This is a genomic window from Vibrio maerlii (assembly GCF_003415655.1).
Classification (GTDB): domain Bacteria; phylum Pseudomonadota; class Gammaproteobacteria; order Enterobacterales; family Vibrionaceae; genus Vibrio; species Vibrio maerlii.
This window is the reverse complement of the sequence record NZ_QRHC01000003.1, coordinates 371573-390079: the sequence shown is the minus strand read 5'-3', so window position 1 is coordinate 390079 and position 18507 is coordinate 371573. Positions and strand designations below refer to the sequence as shown.

General features: G+C 46.1%; 19 protein-coding genes. 4 read left to right on the top strand and 15 right to left on the bottom strand.

Annotation, left to right across the window (positions count from 1 at the left end; genetic code table 11):
* Positions 1–596: 596 nt before the first annotated feature.
* The gene (locus tag DPF91_RS06165) at positions 597–1100 is read left to right on the top strand and encodes a GNAT family N-acetyltransferase (protein ID WP_117233552.1); all 504 of its coding nucleotides are present in this window, start codon (positions 597–599) and stop codon (positions 1098–1100) included.
* Between the two features lie 29 nt (positions 1101–1129).
* Here the strand turns inward: DPF91_RS06165 and DPF91_RS06160 are convergent, their stop codons facing one another.
* Together DPF91_RS06160 and DPF91_RS06155 are read right to left on the bottom strand one after the other, a co-directional pair.
* Complete coding sequence (locus DPF91_RS06160; protein WP_117233551.1) at positions 1130–1444, bottom strand: DUF3301 domain-containing protein; 315 nt, start codon at positions 1442–1444, stop codon at positions 1130–1132.
* A gap of 20 nt (positions 1445–1464) precedes the next feature.
* A complete protein-coding gene (locus DPF91_RS06155) occupies positions 1465–2514 on the bottom strand; it encodes a DUF3549 family protein (protein ID WP_117233550.1) in 1050 nt (349 codons plus the stop codon).
* Positions 2515–2638: 124 nt separating this feature from the next.
* On the opposite strand from DPF91_RS06155, the gene DPF91_RS06150 reads away from it, so the two are divergent.
* On the top strand, positions 2639–2947 hold the full coding sequence (locus DPF91_RS06150) for a YqcC family protein (RefSeq protein ID WP_117233549.1): 309 nt from the start codon (positions 2639–2641) through the stop codon (positions 2945–2947).
* Positions 2947–3672, top strand: a complete 726-nt coding sequence (gene truC / locus DPF91_RS06145; RefSeq protein ID WP_117233548.1) for a tRNA pseudouridine(65) synthase TruC — start codon at positions 2947–2949, stop codon at positions 3670–3672. Before DPF91_RS06150 ends, truC begins: the two co-directional genes overlap by 1 nt.
* A 75-nt stretch (positions 3673–3747) precedes the next feature.
* Here truC and lipA read toward each other — a convergent pair whose 3' ends face one another.
* The 12 genes from lipA to leuS form a co-directional block, all read right to left on the bottom strand.
* A complete protein-coding gene (gene lipA / locus DPF91_RS06140) occupies positions 3748–4713 on the bottom strand; it encodes a lipoyl synthase (protein WP_117233546.1) in 966 nt (321 codons plus the stop codon).
* A gap of 70 nt (positions 4714–4783) precedes the next feature.
* On the bottom strand, positions 4784–5434 hold the full coding sequence (gene lipB / locus DPF91_RS06135; RefSeq protein WP_117233545.1) for a lipoyl(octanoyl) transferase LipB: 651 nt from the start codon (positions 5432–5434) through the stop codon (positions 4784–4786).
* A 177-nt stretch (positions 5435–5611) separates the two neighbouring features.
* Complete coding sequence (gene ybeD, locus DPF91_RS06130; protein WP_117233543.1) at positions 5612–5887, bottom strand: DUF493 family protein YbeD; 276 nt, start codon at positions 5885–5887, stop codon at positions 5612–5614.
* A gap of 143 nt (positions 5888–6030) precedes the next feature.
* Positions 6031–7212, bottom strand: coding sequence for a serine hydrolase (locus DPF91_RS06125; protein WP_117233542.1), 1182 nt, complete (start codon positions 7210–7212; stop codon positions 6031–6033).
* 86 nt (positions 7213–7298) lie between these two features.
* Entirely contained in the window at positions 7299–8072 is a 774-nt protein-coding gene (locus DPF91_RS06120; protein WP_117233541.1) for a septal ring lytic transglycosylase RlpA family protein, read from the bottom strand.
* Positions 8073–8078: 6 nt separating this feature from the next.
* Entirely contained in the window at positions 8079–9200 is a 1122-nt protein-coding gene (gene rodA / locus DPF91_RS06115; RefSeq protein WP_117233540.1) for a rod shape-determining protein RodA, read from the bottom strand.
* Positions 9197–11086 carry a penicillin-binding protein 2 gene (mrdA, locus tag DPF91_RS06110; RefSeq protein WP_117233539.1) on the bottom strand — a complete coding sequence of 630 codons (1890 nt, stop codon included), beginning with the start codon at positions 11084–11086 and terminating at the stop codon, positions 9197–9199. The genes rodA and mrdA overlap by 4 nt, the downstream gene beginning before the upstream one ends.
* Positions 11087–11089: 3 nt before the next feature.
* Entirely contained in the window at positions 11090–11560 is a 471-nt protein-coding gene (gene rlmH, locus DPF91_RS06105) for a 23S rRNA (pseudouridine(1915)-N(3))-methyltransferase RlmH (RefSeq protein WP_117233538.1), read from the bottom strand.
* A 3-nt stretch (positions 11561–11563) separates the two neighbouring features.
* A complete protein-coding gene (rsfS, locus tag DPF91_RS06100; protein WP_117233537.1) occupies positions 11564–11881 on the bottom strand; it encodes a ribosome silencing factor in 318 nt (105 codons plus the stop codon).
* Between the two features lie 90 nt (positions 11882–11971).
* Positions 11972–13009, bottom strand: a complete 1038-nt coding sequence (gene holA / locus DPF91_RS06095) for a DNA polymerase III subunit delta (RefSeq protein ID WP_117233536.1) — start codon at positions 13007–13009, stop codon at positions 11972–11974.
* A 9-nt stretch (positions 13010–13018) separates the two neighbouring features.
* On the bottom strand, positions 13019–13624 hold the full coding sequence (locus DPF91_RS06090) for an LPS-assembly lipoprotein LptE (RefSeq protein ID WP_117233535.1): 606 nt from the start codon (positions 13622–13624) through the stop codon (positions 13019–13021).
* Between the two features lie 133 nt (positions 13625–13757).
* Positions 13758–16331 carry a leucine--tRNA ligase gene (leuS, locus tag DPF91_RS06085; RefSeq protein ID WP_117233534.1) on the bottom strand — a complete coding sequence of 858 codons (2574 nt, stop codon included), beginning with the start codon at positions 16329–16331 and terminating at the stop codon, positions 13758–13760.
* Positions 16332–16448: 117 nt separating this feature from the next.
* Between leuS and DPF91_RS06080 the strand changes: the two genes are divergently transcribed.
* Positions 16449–16919 carry a zinc ribbon-containing protein gene (locus DPF91_RS06080; protein WP_117233533.1) on the top strand — a complete coding sequence of 157 codons (471 nt, stop codon included), beginning with the start codon at positions 16449–16451 and terminating at the stop codon, positions 16917–16919.
* Positions 16920–16992: 73 nt separating this feature from the next.
* On the opposite strand, the gene lnt is transcribed toward DPF91_RS06080, so the two are convergent.
* Positions 16993–18501 carry an apolipoprotein N-acyltransferase gene (gene lnt, locus DPF91_RS06075; protein WP_117233532.1) on the bottom strand — a complete coding sequence of 503 codons (1509 nt, stop codon included), beginning with the start codon at positions 18499–18501 and terminating at the stop codon, positions 16993–16995.
* Positions 18502–18507 lie beyond the last annotated feature (6 nt).

Below are 18507 nucleotides of genomic sequence, written 5' to 3'. Positions count from 1 at the left end.
TCTCACATGAGGTGTGCGATAAAGTGCTTTTATATCATGGTCAAAGTGAAGGGTTTTTATTTAAGTGTTTGTATTTTAGCTGTTTATTTGGAAGTTAGATTGTGTTTATCATCTTAATAGAAAACTTTATTTGATATCCCTGTTGAGTTAAATCGGTAGAAGCGTAAATTGAACGGTGTCGGAAGGATACTGACACGGAACAGGAAACAACGGATTGTTAAAGTCTTCAGGATGAAGACATGATTATTCAGGATGAGTAATCAGCAAGGAGCTAGGACATTGTAGGGAAACAAACAGTAGATAGGATATTTACTGCAACGGAATGACAATGGACACCTTTAGGATAAAGGTTAGGAACCACATCAGGATGATGTAAGGGACACCGCTCAAGGAACAAGTGATGTGTACTGATGAGGATTATCAGTAACTAGGATGTTTGGACACCGCTAGGAAGGCGACGCACGGAATTAGCTGAAGGAATCAGCACTAATTATGGATGATGCATGGAGCACTAATTAGTAGCTGGACTGCTGCGAGTAAGACTATAGCCCCGACACGCGAGTGTTGGGGCTTTTCTTTTTGGTAAGGATACCATTATGACTATTGTGACTAATAGAACACTTCTTGTTCCTTATACAGAGGAACATATGGGGGACTTTATTCGGCTCAACTGTTGTCCGATTAATCGAGCTGAGATGAATGGTCCCCACAAACCCAAATCAGCCATGGGCTTGTTTGAAAATGTATTGAAGGTGAGCCATCAAACACCAACCAGTGCGATGGCGGTACTCGATCTTTCGACTCGAGAGTATATCGGACATGTGTTTATTAGCCGCGAAGACAATGACTTCGAACTGGGTTTTATCTTTGACAAGTCGGTCTGGGGGCAAGGCATTGCGACAGAAGTGCTCTCTGCTTACTTACCAAAGGCTATTTATCGTATGGACTTGACTCATATCATCGCGACAGTGAACACCCACCACACACCATCTAAAAAGTTGTTAGAAAGGTTAGGCTTTGACGTAACGGCGCAAAAAGAAGACGAATATGGGCCGTATTTTTATATGGAAAAGCAGTGTCATGAGTTAGAAGCGGCCTAAAAGGCCGCTTCTTTTTTAACTGAGAAAACTTAGAGTGAACTTTCGCTCATTCGGTAAGGTGGTATTGCAAATGAGCCGACTCGAAAGCCATGCATGGTCAACTCTGCCTGATAATAATCATCCCCAAGGGCTGAAAACTCAAATTGATATTGGGTATACCAACGTAGCCGTCCACCAAATTTGCCAATGCTGTGCTTCTTAAACGCCACGCTCAGAAGTTGGATGTCTAAACGGTCACAACGCCTGGCAATAGCAGCTTTAGCCAACTCGGACTGTCGACGCTGCTGCCAAAACAGAAAGCAGAACATGGCTAGGCCGAGTATTGCGAAAAGATCTCCTATCATAATTTCCCTTTAGTGCTCGTTTAATGAGACGCTTCACCCTTCGTTGCGCGTTGTAGTTGTATTAAGGCCTTTGCTAGCTCTGGGGAAGGTGCTCCATGCAGAAGAGGTAATAACGTCATTCTTAGTGCTGGCAACATGACAAGATCAGCGAACAACTGGTTGAATAGAGCCTGGTTATTGGTTTGTGCTAGGCGGACTAAGAACTGCTCTGCCAGCTTAGCATCTTGAAGCACTTGCCAGTTTCTGCCTGCAATCGCGATAAGGATCTCTTGGTGACTCAAGAGTGCGCTATTTAGTATTGCGGAAACCACCTTGGTTTGAATCGCAACATCCGCACCTGCTAAACCTCTTATTAGCGCTGAAAGTAAGAATAGATCTGGTTGGTCACTGTTGATTTCAGTTTGGGTCTTTTCGAATAGGCTTTCTGCAAGCTTGTTGTTTAAATCGATATGTTCTAATGCGCCGAGCAAAGCGTAAAGTGGTTGGTCAGAAACGTTAGCGAGAGCCTTACGCACCATGACACTGTTTTGTTCATCATTCAGACGAGCACAAATATCGGTAATGCCTTGTAAGCCGACCGTCTGCCAATTGCTCCAACCTAGCGCGCCAGAGAAGTACTCTTTTGCATGAGCATAGTATTGGCTTGCAGGTAGATCTAATTGTGCACGAACCACGCTATGGAACAGGGCAAGCTTATCCTCGGTTGGTTTAAAGGTGTATGGGTTGTTGGATAGCTTTTGTTGCTGTTCTTCACTTAATTCACCGCTTAAACGGGAACCCATGGCTTCTACAACATACTTAATGAAGTTGCCGATATCTGATTGTTTCAGCAGCCCACGTTCATCCAACGGGAACTTAAGGAACCAGATCCACGGTTGCTTTTGCTCATTCCAGTAGCTAATCGCGATATGCGCGTGTCGTTTGAGTGGGTAAGGGTAGGCTTGTTGGCCCAACTCGACCTTTGAGAATAACGCATTATCGACAGACTGGATTCTGCGCCCCAAATCGTAGATATGATAATCACAGCCGCTGTTTGTCAAAAGTTGCGTCAGCGTTTCGATGTTGTCCATTTCAAGTACCTCTAACCTAATCTAATTGTTAAATGGTATTCTATGGCGAAATTTCAAGGTTTCCTCGGTTTTAAATCTCGATAATTAGAGCCGAAATCTTCACAAAGAGACTGATAGAACATTTATGAATCACCCAATCTCGATTTTACTCGACGAGCTAGAGGCTGCTTTACGCGCGCAAGGTGCTTGGCAAGATGCCGCCCCTTCAGAGCAAGATTTAAGAAGTCAGCAGCCTTTTGCTGTCGATACCCTTGCTCCTGAGCAATGGCTTCAATGGATCTTTATTCCTAAAATTAAGTACCTCATAGCCACCAATACCACGCTACCAAGTGGATTTGAGATGAAGCCATATTTTGAACAAGTGTGGAACCAACAGCCAGGAATGCAGAGTGTCATTGATATTGTGGGTCGAATTGATCGGGAGTGTACTTAATGCTAGAAATCATTTATCAAGATGAGTACTTGGTAGCAGTAAACAAGCCTGCTGGAATGCTAGTGCACCGCTCTTGGCTCGATAAGCATGAAACTCAATTCGTGATGCAGACTTTGCGTGATCAAATTGGTCAGCATGTGTTTCCGTTGCATCGTTTGGACCGCCCAACTTCTGGCGTTTTGGTGTTTGCGTTGTCGAGTGAGGTAGCATCACAGGTGATGCCGATGTTTGCCAATCACGAGATGGAAAAAACTTATCACGCCATTATTCGCGGTTGGATTGAAGAGGGGGATACCCTCGATTACCCACTCAAAGAAGAGTTGGATAAGATCGCCGATAAGTTCGCTGATCAAGACAAAGAAGCGAAAGAGGCAATCACCGAATATCGACCACTAGGAAAGGTTGAGGTGCCTCATTCGACCGGCCGCTTCCCCACTACGCGTTATGGTTTGGTGGAAATGAAGCCGAAAACAGGTCGTAAACATCAGCTTCGTCGTCATATGCACCACTTAAGTCATCCGATTGTTGGTGATACCTCGCATGGTGATGGTAAGCATAATCGCTTATTCCGCGATCACTACGACTCACATCGTTTGTTACTACACGCATCTCGTTTGACGTTTATTCATCCATTTACAGGTGTCGAGTTAGTGCTAGAAGCGAAATTTGATGAGACGTGGCGCCGCTTGATCGAAGAGTTCGAATGGACGGATGTAGAGTTTTAGGTATAGATAGAGCGGATTTTGGTTCCAAGTTCCTAGGTATTTCAGTCTAGGAACTTGGAGTGTTCAAGCTAGGAACTACTTAACTTCCTCACCTTTTGCTTGAAGGTCTGCGTGGTAAGAAGAACGCACGAATGGGCCACAGGCTGCGTGAGTAAAGCCTAAATCAAGTGCAATCTCTTTTAGTTCATCAAACTCTGCTGGTGGCACATAGCGCTCTACCGGTAAGTGGTGACGACTTGGTGCTAGGTATTGACCAAGTGTCAGCATAGTAACACCGTGTGCGCGTAGATCTTTTAGTACTTCAACGATCTCTTCTTTAGTCTCACCTAAACCCATCATTAAACCGGACTTAGTTGGAACCTCTGGGTGCTGCTCTTTGAATTTCTTCAGCAGATCCAATGACCACTGATAGTTCGCACCAGGACGTACCTTACGGTAGAGGCGTGGAGCCGTTTCTAGATTGTGGTTGAAGACATCTGGCGGACACTCTTTGAGTTCATCTAGAGCCTTGTCCATACGACCACGGAAGTCAGGCACAAGAGTTTCGATGCGAATGTTCGGGCTAAGTGCACGGATTTCGCGGTTACAGTCTGCGAAGTGTTTAGCACCACCGTCGCGCAGGTCATCACGGTCAACTGATGTGATTACAACGTACTTGAGACTCATGTCAGAAATCGTTTTCGCCAGCTTTGTTGGTTCTTCGGCTTCTGGAGCAACAGGGCGGCCGTGCGCAACATCACAGAACGGGCAGCGACGTGTACAGATAGCACCTAGGATCATGAAGGTCGCTGTGCCGTGATTGAAACATTCCGCTAGATTCGGGCATGAAGCTTCTTCACATACAGAATGAAGGTTGTTCTTACGCATCGCTGATTTGATGTCTTGGATGCGTTGGCTATCCGCAGGCAGTTTGATCTTCATCCAGTCCGGTTTACGCAGAACTTCTTTCTGCTCCGTAGGAACATTTTTTGTTGGGATGAGGGCCATCTTGTCGGCGTCGCGGTACTTAACGCCCTTTTCCATTTGGATCGGTTTGCTCATGATTCTACTACTTAGTTATCGGCTTCAAGGCCTATTTGTTGGCTTCTAGGCTTCATTATTAGCTTTAAGGCTAAGGTAAAGCGGCTTCAGTGCTAAATTCTATGTGCTCGTAGCCTAATATAGACGCGAGCTCTTGTATAAGTTGTTCTTCTACGGCTGTGATCTCGGTAGGGCCGCCAAGGTCGCTGACCTGAACCATCTCCATACCTGCATAACCACACGGGTTGATTCGTAAGAAAGGAGAAAGATCCATATTTACGTTCAGAGCGAGCCCGTGGAAAGAGCAGCCTTTACGGATACGCAAACCGAGAGAACAGATTTTTCTGCCATCCACATACACGCCAGGGGCATCTGGGCGCGCTGCAGATTCAATCTTGTATGCTCCCAGTGTATTAATCACTAGGTTTTCAATATGGGTGACCAGTTCACGAACCCCCATGTTCTTGCGACGTAGGTTTATTAAAAAGTACGCCACAAGCTGTCCAGGACCATGGTATGTCACCTGGCCCCCCCGGTCACTTTGAACCACAGGAATATCACCGGCATTTAATACATGTTCGGCTTTACCAGCTTGCCCTTGCGTGAAGACTGGATTGTGTTCGACTAGCCAAACCTCGTCTAAGGTTTCATCTGTGCGATTGTCGGTAAATTCGTGCATCGCTTTCCAGATCGGCTCATAGTCTTGTCGTCCTAAACGCTTAACAACAAGTTGATTTTGCATGCCAAAGTCCGTAGGTAGGTTAGTAAAGAGAATGGATTATAAACCTATTGAAAGCTTGGAACTACAACCTAATAACAGGTTTTTAACGCGATTCTTAGTCGATAGTTTTTATCGTGTTGATAAATAACAAAAAAGCAGCCGAAGCTGCTTTAAAAAATATTTTAATTTTTAAAAATATTAAAGAACCATGCGAACGATGTCGATCTCGCCAAGCTCTTTGTAAAGTGTTTCAACTTGCTCAATTGAAGTCGCAGTGATGTTGATAGATACCGAGTGGTAGTTACCTTTTGCACTTGGCTTCACTGTTGGGCTGTAATCACCTGGTGCGTGGCGTTGAATTACCTCAAGTACTTTCTCTGGTAGTTCAGGTTTTGCATAACCCATCACTTTGTAAGTAAAAGAGCATGGGAACTCAAGCAGGTCTTTTAGTTTCGCATCAGAATTAATATTCATTGTCGACTCCAAGCTCTTATAGAGCGCATAAATTCAATAAGGGCGGAATATTACTCGCTTGCTTGCTGGAACTCAAGTTGGTGAGCTTAAGAACAACAAAAGCCACTCTAGGTGGCTTTTGTTTGTATTGCTATGAGGTTCTATTAAAAGAAGCTCTTGAATAGCAGTACGATGTAATCCCATAGACGGCTGAATAGGCCACCTTGTTCAACATCTTCAAGCGCAAGTAGCGGGTACTCAGCAATGTCTTCACCATCTACTTGATAGTATAGCTTGCCAACCGCATCGCCTTTAGAGATTGGGGCTTCAAGTTCTTTTTCAAGTACAAAGCTTGCGGTTAGGTTTTTCGCTTGGCCACGAGGTAGTGTTACGAATGTATCTTCGGCAACACCCAGTGCAATAGCGTCTTTGTTACCCATCCAGATTTTCTCTTCAACGAAAGTCTCACCCGCCTTGTGAGGAGCGACTGTTTCGAAGAAACGGAAGCCGTAGTTCAGAAGCTTTTTACTTTCTGCTTTACGCGCGTTCGCACTCTTAGTACCCATAACGACAGCAACTAGGCGCATTTTGCCCTCTGTCGCTGAGCTTACTAGGTTGTAGCCTGCACCGCTTGTATGGCCTGTCTTGATGCCATCAACGTTCATGCTCTTATCCCAAAGTAGACCGTTACGGTTGTATTGAGTGATGCCGTTGTATGTGTACTGCTTCTCGGAGTAGATGCGGTATTCTTCTGGTACGTCACGGATTAGCGCTTGGCCTAGCAAAGCCATGTCGTAAGGCGTTGAGAATAGAGTATCGCTGTCTAGACCGTGAGAGTTAGAGAACTGACTATTGGTCATTCCTAGGCTGTTTGCCCAAGCGTTCATCAATGCAACAAATGCGTCCTCAGAGCCGGCAATGTGTTCAGCCATTGCGACACATGCATCATTACCAGATTGAATGATGATACCGCGGTTTAGGTCAGCAACTTTAACAGTAGTGCCAACTTCGATGAACATTTTAGATGAATCTGGGAAGTTCTTTGCCCAAGCGTTTTTGCTGATTACAACGTCATCATCAAGAGAGATGTTTCCGCGCTCAACTTCTTGGCCGATAACGTAACTTGTCATCATCTTGGTTAAGCTTGCTGGGTTTAGCTTAACGTCTTTGTTCTTTTCAGCGATGACCTTACCTGAGTTGTAATCCATCAGAACAAAACCTTTTGCGGCAATTTGAGGCGCATCAGGAACGACGATTGGGGCAGCAACAGCAGAAGTTGCAAGCGTTGCAGTGAGTGCAACTGAAGATGCAATCAGAGATTTAAGAGAAGCTTTTGGTTTGTTCATAGTGGCTATTAATTACTTTTTAAACTGTCCGTATCTTATCAGAATCATTCATCGAGGCCATATAAGGTCTGTGAGTGATCCGGTATTTATTTAGCTTTTTTGATGAAAGCCGAGTCAAAACCGAGTGATTTTACTTTTTCCAGCGCTTCCTGCGTCAGGTTGTAGTCATCAAATGGACCTAACATAATGCGGTAAATGCTGTCTTTAGGCTCAAGAAAACTTGGAGAATTTGTTTTTTGACCAAGGTCTTGCGATAAAGTTCGTGAGCGATCTTCATACTTAGAAGAGGCAACTTGGACTACGTATTGAGGGTGCTTTGGGGAAAGCGGTGTATCTACAGGTCTATCGACTGAGATCACTTCAATCTTGACGTTAGCCGTACCGGTTTTGACAACCCCTAATTTGTACGCGGCTGCGTAGCTTAGGTCAATAATGCGACCTTCATGAAAAGGACCACGATCGTTCACTCGAACAATCGCTTCAGTACCATTATCGAGGTTGTACACCTTAACATAGCTTGGGATCGGTAGGGTTTTATGGGCTGCACTCATTGAGTACATGTCATAGACCTCACCATTTGAAGTTTGATGACCGTGAAACTTTTTGCCGTACCAAGAGGCTTGACCCTTTTGAGTAAAACCTTGGGTATCGCGAACGATGGTGTAGTCTTCACCGCGCAATGAATAGTTGCTGTTTCCACCTAGGCTATAGGGTTCATAAACTGGGTTGGCATCTTCAATGTGGTCCACTGAGAAAGGTGCATCGGGTGCAACATCATCAGATATGCTATAGCGGCTGCCGCTGGAACAGCCTGCTAAAGTGAGTAGCGTTAAGCTAGAAACTAAAAGTACTTTGTTCATAGTCCGTTATGTTGCCTTTGAGAAGGCTTTTCTGTGGGTGTGGATAGACATCAGGATACCGAAGCCGGCCATCAGGGTTACCATAGAGGTACCACCGTAGCTTATAAGCGGGAGTGGTACACCAACAACCGGTAATATACCACTCACCATACCAATATTTACGAAAACGTAAACAAAGAAACTCAAAACAATACTACCACCCATCATCCGACCAAACGCCGTTTGTGCTTGGCTTGCGAGATAGAGTCCTCTGCCGATAATGAAAAGGTATAGGGCGAGGAGGGCAAGGATACCAATCATTCCCCACTCCTCACCGATAACGGCGAAGATGAAGTCTGTATGTCGCTCAGGCAGAAACTCTAATTGAGATTGCGTGCCTTTTAACCACCCTTTTCCTGATAAACCACCTGAGCCGATGGCAATCTTACTTTGAATAATGTGGTAACCCGCACCCAGTGGATCGGATTCTGGATCAAATAGGGTTCTTACCCTGACTTTTTGATACTCACGCATCAAGAAGAACCAAAGGATAGGAATAAAGCCCCCGACTGCTATCGCAGCAGCGAAGATGATTCTCCAGCTAATACCAGCTAAGAAAATAACAAAGATACCCGAGGCTGCAATTAGGATTGAGGTCCCTAAATCGGGTTGCTTGGCAATCAAAATGGTCGGTACAAAGACCATGACTAAAGAGATAATGATCGTCTGGAAAGTCGGGGGTAGTGGGCGCTTACCTATGTATCGGGCTACCATCAAAGGAACGGCGAGTTTTAGAAGCTCTGAGGGTTGGAAGCGGACGAAACCCAAGTTGAGCCAGCGCTGTGCCCCCTTAGAGGCTTCTCCAAAGAACAGTACCCCAAGCAATAATATGATACCGCCAGCAAAAAGCAGCGGGGCAAGGGTTTCGTAGGTTCTTGGAGGAATCTGAGCGAGTACGATCATTACCCCGATAGACAAGCCCATGCGCATTGCCTGGCGGTCCATCATCGCCAAGCTTTGACCACTGGCGCTGTACATGACAACCAATCCAAATGCCATTAGTGCGAACACACCAAGTAGCAAGGGTAAGTCGAGGTGAACGCGTTCAAATAAAGCGCGGTTTTTACCCGTAGATGGGTCTAGTTTCATTGCTGCGCCTCTTTCTCTTCATCTAGGATGATATGGTCAAAGATTCGTCTCACCACGGGTGCGCCGTTGGTAGAGCCACCACCGGCGTTTTCTAACACGATAGTAACGATCACCTCTGGATCATTGATTGGTGCGTAGCCGGTAAATAGGGCGTGGTCACGCAGATGTTCTGGGATTTCGTCAGCGTTATATTCTTCATCTTCTTTCAGGCTAAATACCTGCGCGGTGCCAGATTTACCTGCGCTTGAATAGCCAAGCTTGGCGAACGCGCGGCGAGCGGTCCCCTTTTTACCGTGATTGGCCAGGCGCATCCCCTCTTCGGCAATGTTCCAGTAACTGGTTGCTACACCTTGAATTGGAGGGTAGGTTTCAATAGGTGATAGCTCTTGAGAGTTAAACTCTTCACCGTTTTCGATAGTTGAACGAAGCAAGTGGGGGGCAATCACTTCACCACGGTGAACCAATACTGAGGTTGCCTTGGCAATCTGCATTGGTGTTGCTGTCCAGTAGCCTTGCCCGATACCGACAGGGATAGTGTCACCTTGGTACCATGGGGTTCTGTGGCGAGCCTGTTTCCATTCACGAGTAGGCATGTTCGCTTTACTCTCCTCATGGATATCGATACCGGTATAGTCACCAAAGCCAAAGCGCATCATCCAGTCGGAGATGCGATCAATACCCAAGTCGTAAGCGATTTGGTAGTAGAAGGTATCCACCGATTCTTCTATGGACTTTTTCACATCAACCTTGCCATGGCCCCAACGTAGCCAATCACGGAAAGGTCTGGTTTTTGAGTTGGGTATACGCCAGTATCCTGGGTCGTTTCTGACCGTTTTAGGCGTAATCACACCTTCATCTAATGCCGCAACAGCGATAAATGGCTTTATCGTCGAAGCCGGTGGATAGATGCCTAAGGTTGCGCGGTTTACTAATGGTCGATCAGGATCGTTAAGAAGCGCATTATAGCCTTTGCTCGAGATACCGTGAACAAAGTCATTCGGGTCATAGCTTGGGCTGGACACCATGGCAAGTACACCATTGTCAGCAGGGTCGAGCACAACAGCAGAACCACGATGACCATCTAGCAGCTTATGCACATAGAGTTGTAGGTCAATATCGAGGTTTAGAACAATGTCTTTGCCTGGTTTAGGTGGTACGTACTTGAGCGTCCGAATGACACGTCCTCGACTGTTTACCTCAACTTCTTGATAACCCGCAGTGCCGTGTAACATATCCTCATAGTAACGCTCGATGCCGAGCTTACCGATGTCTCTGGTAGCTTGGTAATTCGAGGCTTTTTCTTCGCGGATCAGGCGCTGCATATCGCGATCGTTAATGCGAGATACATAGCCAATCACGTGCGTCAAAACATCGCCGTAAGGATAAAAGCGCTTTAGGTTCGCGGTGACTTCAACCCCAGGAAACTTATGTTGCTGAACCGAGAATATTGCGACTTGCTCTTGGCTAAGCTGAGTCAACAGTGGTACAGACTTGAAGCGTCTAGTGCGGCGTCGGTCTTTCTCGAAGGATTCAACTCGCTCATCTGAGATAGGTAAAATATCTTGTAATGCAGCGATGGTCGCGTCCATGTTTTTAATCTTTTCCGGGGTCAACTCTAAGTTGAACACCGGGCGGTTTTCAGCCAGCAATCGACCTTTACGGTCGTAGATCAAACCTCGGTTTGGAGCGATAGGAACAACCTTGATGCGGTTGTCGTTGGAGCGGGTTTCATAATCCTGATATTGATTCACCTGAATGTTGTACAGGTTAAGGATCAATAAACCCATCATGAAGATAATACCGACAAATGCAACCAAAGCGCGTCGTGAAAACAACGCGCTTTCTGCTTTGTAGTCCCTTATCTGGCTGCGCTTACGTCGTAGCATGTGTTACTCGCGGTGATACGGGTGGTTCGCCGTAATGCTCCACGCACGGTATAGGCTTTCAGCCATCACAACACGTACTAGTGGGTGGGGAAGAGTGAGCGGTGATAGAGACCAGCTTTGGTCTGCCGCTGCTTTACACGCAGGTGCTAAGCCTTCAGGGCCACCAATCAGAATAGACACATCGCGCGCATCTAATTTCCAAGCATCAAGCTGTTGTGCCAGTTGTGGGGTATCCCAACGTTTGCCTGGAATATCAAGAGTGACAATACGGTTGCCCTTTGGCACTGCTGCTAACATTGCTTCGCCTTCTTTTTGTAAGATGCGAGCAATGTCTGCGTTCTTTCCACGCTTGCCTGCAGGGATCTCAATCAGCTCTAGCGGCATATCATGCGGGAACCGACGTTGATACTCTTTAAAACCTTCTTCGATCCATTTGGGCATCTTAGTGCCAACGGCAATCAGCTGGATTTTCAACGCTTAGCTCCAAAGTTTTTCAAGTTGGTATAGCTCGCGTTGCTCTTCTTGCATCACGTGTAGCATGCTTGTACCCATGTCGAGTACAACCCATTCACCTTCTTGCTCGCCGTCCATACCCAGTGGTTCAAGGCCGACTTTTTTGATTTCACTCGATACATGTTCAGCAATAGATGAAACGTGGCGCTTAGAGGTGCCAGTGCAGATAACCATGTAATCCGTTACGCTAGATTTACCGATAACATCAACAATTACGATATCTTCTGCTTTCATATCATCAGCTTTGTCAGCCAAAAAGGCTTTGAGTTCTTCGCGTTGCAAAGTGGAATCCTTAAATGTGTTCAAATTTCTACTAAGAGTGCTATGTTTAGCATACTCTCGGGTGTTTAATGCGGTAGATATTACCACGCTTTAGTAATGAGTATTAGCTTGCAGCACGTGGCTAGCGTTAGTTTGACTCATTTCTAACGTTAATTGGGTTAATAGGGGCCAAGGCGATTGCTCATATTGAGTTTTAGCCAGCACTTCTGCTCGAGCTAACAGTTTCAACATTTGAGTGAGCTTGTTGGTATCGAGTCGTCCTAGTGCTGATTGATACAATGGGCGACGATTCTGCCAAATTCGATATTTATCGTAGAGGCTACCGAGTGGAGAGGTCTGAGACTCACTTTTTAGCCTAAGCAGTAGCATCAGTTCTTTTTGCAGTGTGCGCATTAAGATAATGCTTTCGATACCCTCTGCATCAAGTTGACGCAAGATACGCTGGGCGCGATTTGCTTTGCCAGCCAGTTGAGCATCAATCCAATCAAATGCTGTAAAATGGTTGTGGCGACTCAGTGATTCTTGCAGGCGAATCAGAGTAAGTTGGCCATCTGGGTAGATCAGAGCAAGCTTCTCAAGGCTTTGCTTCAGGGCAAATAAGTTACCCTCATGCCATTGAGCCAACATCTGCACGGCTTCTGGGTCTGGCTTTAGGCCAACCGCTCTACAACGCTGCATCACAAATTGAGGTAGGCGCTGGGCATCAGGGCTATGGCAACTCACCAATGCCCCATTTTTTGTGAGCGCCTTGTACCATTTCGCGTTTTCTTGTGCCTTAGTGAGTTTGGTGCCCACCAAGACAATCAACACATCTGGGTTTATCAACTCAGCTAATTCTAAAAGCTGCTTAGCAATAGCGGCAGTGATGCTCCCTTCACCTAGATCGAGTTCTATAAGCTGTAAGTTAGAGAATAGACTCATCGACTGGCAGCAGTCGATGACTTCATTCCAATCTAGGCTTGAATCAACAGAGAAACGATGTACTTCTTCAAAGCCTTTTGCTTGCGCATTTTGTTGAATGAGTTGACGGCTCTCTTGTACAAGAAGCGGCTCATTACCAAAAACGAGATAGCAGTTGAGAAGCTGTTTTTGCAGGTGATCGGTTAAGCGATCGGCATAAATTCGCATATTGATTGGTTACTGAGCCGCGGGCTCGCTACCTGCTTCCAAAGTCTCGATCGTGTTTACACCCATTTCTTTTTTCTTTGGCATATCATCAAACTCGAGCTCGTTGGCTTCATAATCTGCTTTTAGGCGAGCGGTTTGGCGGATGATCTGTGTCGATGCAAGCTGACGCATTTCGTCTTCGATCATGTCGCGTTCAACCGACTTTGCTAGTGCGGTCAGCGGGTTATCTAGGTAGCTGCGGGTAACTGAGGTTGAGAATGTTTTCATTCCTAGCTCAGGAACCGTAATACGGTAACTCACTCGGTAGGTCAGCTCTTTTTCAGCTGCGCGAGTGTTTTGGTATAGAGAAAGTGTGCGCTCGCTTGTTCCAGCACTGATTAGGTGCAGGTTAGGAACATTACTTGCTGGTGAAACGACATCGATTTTGTTCAGGCGAAGTTGCGCCTCTACCGAGCGTGTTAGATCACTGTATTGGTCATAGCTGGTTAGAGACAGTTTCTGAAGCTCTTCTGGTACATCAAAATTGCCACGAAGATGAAAGCCACATGCCGATAGAAGGCTAGCAATAAGAACGACACAAGATAGCTTTACAGAAGAAAGAGAAATTAGACGCATGACAAGATGATCTCAATGTTTAGTTATTTATCTTAAGGCTCTGTACTTATCTGAGTAGATAAAGCAAAGCGTTAAGATAAATAAAGCAGGGTGGGTAAAATCACCACCCTGCTTATGACTTATTTATCTGCGATTAGTTCGCAACGATGTTCAGAAGTTTACCTGGTACGTAGATAACTTTACGTACAGTCTTGCCATCAGTGAACTTAGTTACGTTCTCATCGTTTAGGCCAATTTGTTCAATCTCTTCTTTAGAGATATCTGCAGGTACCGTCAGTTTCGCACGTAGCTTACCGTTAACCTGAACGATGATTAGCTTCTCGTCTTCAACTAGCGCTTTCTCATCAAACGTTGGCCATGCCGCGTTGTCGATGTCTGTCTCACCAAGACCTGCCCACATTTCGTAAGAGATGTGCGGAGTGATTGGGTACAGCATTGCAACAACCGCTTTAAGCGCTTCATCAAGGATTGCACGGTCTTGTGCAGACTCTTGAGGTGCTTTCGCTAGCTTGTTCATCAGTTCCATAATTGCAGCGATAGCCGTGTTGAACGTTTGACGACGAGCGATATCATCAGTCACTTTCGCGATAGTCTTGTGAACGTCACGACGAAGCGCTTTTTGGTCGCCAGACAGTGCTGAAGTATCAACGGCTTCTACCGCGCCTTTCGCTGCGTGCTCGTTTACTAGTTTCCAAACACGTTTCAGGAAGCGGTTTGCACCCTCTACGCCAGACTCTTGCCACTCAAGTGTCATGTCTGCAGGTGATGCAAACATCATGAATAGACGTACAGTGTCAGCACCGAACTTGTCTACCATCTCTTGTGGGTCGATACCGTTGTTTTTCGACTTAGACATCTTGATCATGCCTGAGTGCTCAACGTCACGGCCTGTGTTGTCTTTCGCTGAAACGATGCGGCCTTTACCATCACGCTCAACCGTTACATCTGTAGGTGCAACCCACTCTGTACCGCCTTTTTCGTTCTCGTAAGAGAAAGCGTCAGCCAGAACCATGCCTTGACATAGTAGTTGCTTGAACGGCTCATCAGACGTTACGTAGCCCGCATCACGTAGAAGTTTGTGGAAGAAGCGAGAGTACAGTAGGTGCATACAAGCATGCTCGATACCACCGATGTACTGGTCTACTGGTAGCCAGTAGTTTGCTTTTTCTGGGTCTAGGATGTCGTCAGCTTGTGGAGAACAGTAACGCGCGTAGTACCAAGAAGACTCCATGAACGTATCGAAGGTATCAGTCTCACGTAGAGCAGGTTCGCCGTTGAATGTTGTCTTCGCCCATTCTTTGTCAGACTTGATTGGGCTAGTTACGCCGTCCATTACCACGTCTTCAGGAAGAATTACTGGCAGTTGGTCAGCTGGTACTGGGTGCACTTCACCATCTTCAGTAGTTACCATTGGGATTGGTGCGCCCCAGTAACGTTGACGAGATACACCCCAGTCACGTAGACGGAAGTTTACTGTCTTAGTACCTTTGCCCTCAGCTTCTAGCTTCGCTGCAATAGCGTCGAATGCTGCTTGGAAGTCAAGACCATCGAACTCACCTGAATCGAACAGTACGCCTTTCTCAGTGTACGCTTCTTCAGAGATGTTCAGCTCGCTGTCATCAGCAGGCTTGATCACAGGGATGATATCTAGACCGTATTTAGTTGCGAACTCGTAGTCACGTTGGTCGTGCGCAGGTACTGCCATTACAGCGCCTGTACCGTAGTCCATCAGTACGAAGTTAGCTACGTAAACAGGAACCTCACGACCGTTCAATGGGTGAATAGCAGTAAGGCCAGTCGCCATACCTTTCTTCTCCATTGTAGCCATTTCAGCTTCTGCTACTTTGTTGTTCTTACACTCTTCAACGAATGCTGCTAGCTCAGGGTTTGTTTTAGCCGCTTCTGCTGCTAGAGGGTGACCTGCTGCAATACCAACGTAAGTCACGCCCATTAGCGTGTCGGGGCGAGTTGTGTAAACTTCTAGGTCTTGCTGACCCTTAACCTCAAACTTCAGCTCAACACCCTCAGAGCGGCCAATCCAGTTGCGCTGCATGGTTTTAACCATTTCAGGCCAACCATCTAGGTTGTCTAGGTCGTCAATGAGTTCTTGAGCGTATTCAGTGATCTTAATGAACCACTGAGGGATCTCTTTTTGCTCTACGATTGCGCCAGAACGCCAACCGCGGCCATCTACAACCTGCTCGTTTGCAAGAACCGTTTGGTCTACTGGATCCCAGTTAACTGTCGACATTTTCTTGTAAACTAAACCTTTCTCGTAAAGCTTAGTGAAGAACTCTTGCTCCCAACGGTAGTACTCAGGCGTACAAGTTGCGAATTCACGCTCCCAGTCATAGCCCAAACCTAGCATTTTAAGCTGGTTTTTCATGTACTCGATGTTTTCGTAAGTCCATGGTGCAGGAGCCGTGTTGTTTTTAACTGCTGCGTTTTCTGCTGGAAGACCGAATGCGTCCCAACCGATTGGTTGCATTACATTTTTGCCTTGCAGGCGTTGGAAACGAGAAACCACATCACCGATAGTGTAGTTACGCACGTGACCCATGTGCAGTCGGCCACTTGGGTAAGGGAACATTGATAGACAGTAGAATTTTTCTTTATTTGGGTCTTCACTTACAACAAAGGTCTTGTTGTTGTCCCAATGCTGTTGAACTTTCTGTTCAATATCTTGCGGGTTGTATTGTTCTTGCATCGATGATGTCCGGTTATCTTGGAATTTGTGAGTCTGGTTTAAACAGACTTCAATAGATCGTTATAGAATACCTAAAGCAAGCCACATCAACAATAGTCAATGCTATGGAGGTGCCGTATGCCGAAGAAAAAAGCGCTTTATGAAGAGATAGTGGAAGATGTGATTGAGACGCTCAAGCACAGCCCTGATGAACTCAACAATAAAATAGAGACGTCTGGTAAGTATGCAAAAGCCGCCAATGACATGACCAAAGACGAGCTAGCTTTGATTTCTGCCTATGTAAAATCTGATTTGAAAGAGTTTTCCGAAAACTATGAAGAGAGCAAGAGCGGGCCATTTTATCTGATGGTGGCGAACTCTATCTGGCATGGTTTGTTGGAGATTACCGACCGAACAAAGGTGGAATGGGTGGAGTTATTCCAAGACCTTGAGCACCAAGGCTTGTACAAAACCGGCGATATGATTGGCCTAGGCATTTTAGTATGTGAAAACTGCGGACATAAGGTGGAATACAACCACCCAACGGAAGTAGTGAATTGTATTAAATGCGGAAATAATGGCTTTAGTCGACAACCGCTCAAGCCATAAACTAGTACCTAGAAGCGAGTGCCTAGTACCTAGAATAAAACTTTTCAAAAATCTAGGCACTAGGTTCTAGCAACTAGGTGCTTCTACGCCATCCCCAAACTAAACTGACCAATACCCAAACATACAACGGCCAGCTGCCTAGCGTTTTGTAGGGTGTGCTTCCTTCTGTAGAAGTCATCGTGGCTTTTAACACCCCAAACTCAAACTGAGGTAGTTCATGAGTGATATTACCTTTATAGTCGGTTACTGCAGTCACCCCATTATTGGTAGAGCGAATAAGCGGTTTACCAAACTCAAGAGCACGCATGCGAGCGATTTCCATATGCTGGTGAGGACCGATTGAGTCACCGAACCATGCGTCGTTAGAGAGCGTAAGGATGTAGTCTGTCTCATCCGTAATGTTCTGACGTAACTGCTCATTGAAGATGATCTCGTAACACAATGCCGGGGCCAAATGGCGGCCATTTGCAACGATATTAGGCTGGATATACGCACCACGACTGAAAGACGACATTGGTAAATTGAAGAAAGGGGCCAATGGACGCAGGATATCTTCAAATGGTACAAACTCACCAAATGGTAGTAAGTGATGCTTATGGTAGCGCTCTTCTAAATCGTAGCTGTAATCGCCATATGGGGTGACACCCAGAGTAAGCACACTGTTGTAGTACTGCTTATCTTCAGAGCGGTTGACGACACCTGTGATCACTGCACTGTCATTCATTTTTCCAGCAGAATCTAGGTTACTCAAGAAAGACGGCAGCTCGAGTTCAAAGGCAGGAATAGCTGCCTCAGGCCAAACGATAATATCGGCGTCCCAGTTCGCACGAGTTGTATCCATGTACGTCATAATGGTTGGCCAACGGTTGCTTGGAATCCATTTTGAAGCTTGGTCGATGTTGCCTTGAATAAGGACGACGTCGGTCGTTTGTTGCGGTTTTGGGGTCACCCAATCTACATGGCGAATACCAAAGCCGAATGTATAAATGACAGCTGGGATCAAAAGAATCGACCAACGTTTACTCATTAGCGCGTAAGCGACTGCACCGGTTGATATGGTTACGAGAAGCGTTAGTAACTCAACACCACCAATAGGAGCAAAGCTAGCAAGAGGAGTGTCTATTTGGCTGTAACCGAGCCATAGCCATGGGAACCCCGTCATGATCCAACCACGTAGCCAGTCACTGATAAGCCATAAAGCAGGTGCGGCAACAAGCAGGCGAGTCTTAGATATTTGTGGTGTAAACCTGTTCAATAAAGCGGCGAATAAGCCCGTATATACGGCAAGATAAGCGACTAGCAGGAACATCAAAAACAGACTGGCTACCTTTGGCATACCACCGAAGTTGTCGATGCTAATGTGAACCCAACTTATACCTGTCGCAAACTGACCAAATCCCCAGCAATAACCAAGGGCAAAGCCTCGCTTTGGAGAGGTATTTTGGATCAGTAGTAACAGAATGAGTGGACTAATAAGCGCGGCGTACCACGCCGAGTATGGAGCAAAAGCGAGAGTTGAAGCGGCTCCAGCTAGGGCTGCCAATACTGGCAGCCCTAAGGAACGATAAAGTGATTTTATCATTGAGGT

Excerpts from the sequence above, each read along its gene's own strand:
- DPF91_RS06165 (WP_117233552.1), top strand. The coding sequence starts at position 597 with ATGACTATTGTGACTAATAGAACACTTCTTGTTCCTTATACAGAGGAA.
- DPF91_RS06160 (WP_117233551.1), bottom strand. The coding sequence starts at position 1,444 with ATGATAGGAGATCTTTTCGCAATACTCGGCCTAGCCATGTTCTGCTTT.
- DPF91_RS06155 (WP_117233550.1), bottom strand. The coding sequence starts at position 2,514 with ATGGACAACATCGAAACGCTGACGCAACTTTTGACAAACAGCGGCTGT.
- DPF91_RS06150 (WP_117233549.1), top strand. The coding sequence starts at position 2,639 with ATGAATCACCCAATCTCGATTTTACTCGACGAGCTAGAGGCTGCTTTA.
- truC (WP_117233548.1), top strand. The coding sequence starts at position 2,947 with ATGCTAGAAATCATTTATCAAGATGAGTACTTGGTAGCAGTAAACAAG.
- lipA (WP_117233546.1), bottom strand. The coding sequence starts at position 4,713 with ATGAGCAAACCGATCCAAATGGAAAAGGGCGTTAAGTACCGCGACGCC.
- lipB (WP_117233545.1), bottom strand. The coding sequence starts at position 5,434 with ATGCAAAATCAACTTGTTGTTAAGCGTTTAGGACGACAAGACTATGAG.
- ybeD (WP_117233543.1), bottom strand. The coding sequence starts at position 5,887 with ATGAATATTAATTCTGATGCGAAACTAAAAGACCTGCTTGAGTTCCCA.
- DPF91_RS06125 (WP_117233542.1), bottom strand. The coding sequence starts at position 7,212 with ATGAACAAACCAAAAGCTTCTCTTAAATCTCTGATTGCATCTTCAGTT.
- DPF91_RS06120 (WP_117233541.1), bottom strand. The coding sequence starts at position 8,072 with ATGAACAAAGTACTTTTAGTTTCTAGCTTAACGCTACTCACTTTAGCA.
- rodA (WP_117233540.1), bottom strand. The coding sequence starts at position 9,200 with ATGAAACTAGACCCATCTACGGGTAAAAACCGCGCTTTATTTGAACGC.
- mrdA (WP_117233539.1), bottom strand. The coding sequence starts at position 11,086 with ATGCTACGACGTAAGCGCAGCCAGATAAGGGACTACAAAGCAGAAAGC.
- holA (WP_117233536.1), bottom strand. The coding sequence starts at position 13,009 with ATGCGAATTTATGCCGATCGCTTAACCGATCACCTGCAAAAACAGCTT.
- DPF91_RS06090 (WP_117233535.1), bottom strand. The coding sequence starts at position 13,624 with ATGCGTCTAATTTCTCTTTCTTCTGTAAAGCTATCTTGTGTCGTTCTT.
- leuS (WP_117233534.1), bottom strand. The coding sequence starts at position 16,331 with ATGCAAGAACAATACAACCCGCAAGATATTGAACAGAAAGTTCAACAG.
- DPF91_RS06080 (WP_117233533.1), top strand. The coding sequence starts at position 16,449 with ATGCCGAAGAAAAAAGCGCTTTATGAAGAGATAGTGGAAGATGTGATT.
- lnt (WP_117233532.1), bottom strand. The coding sequence starts at position 18,501 with ATGATAAAATCACTTTATCGTTCCTTAGGGCTGCCAGTATTGGCAGCC.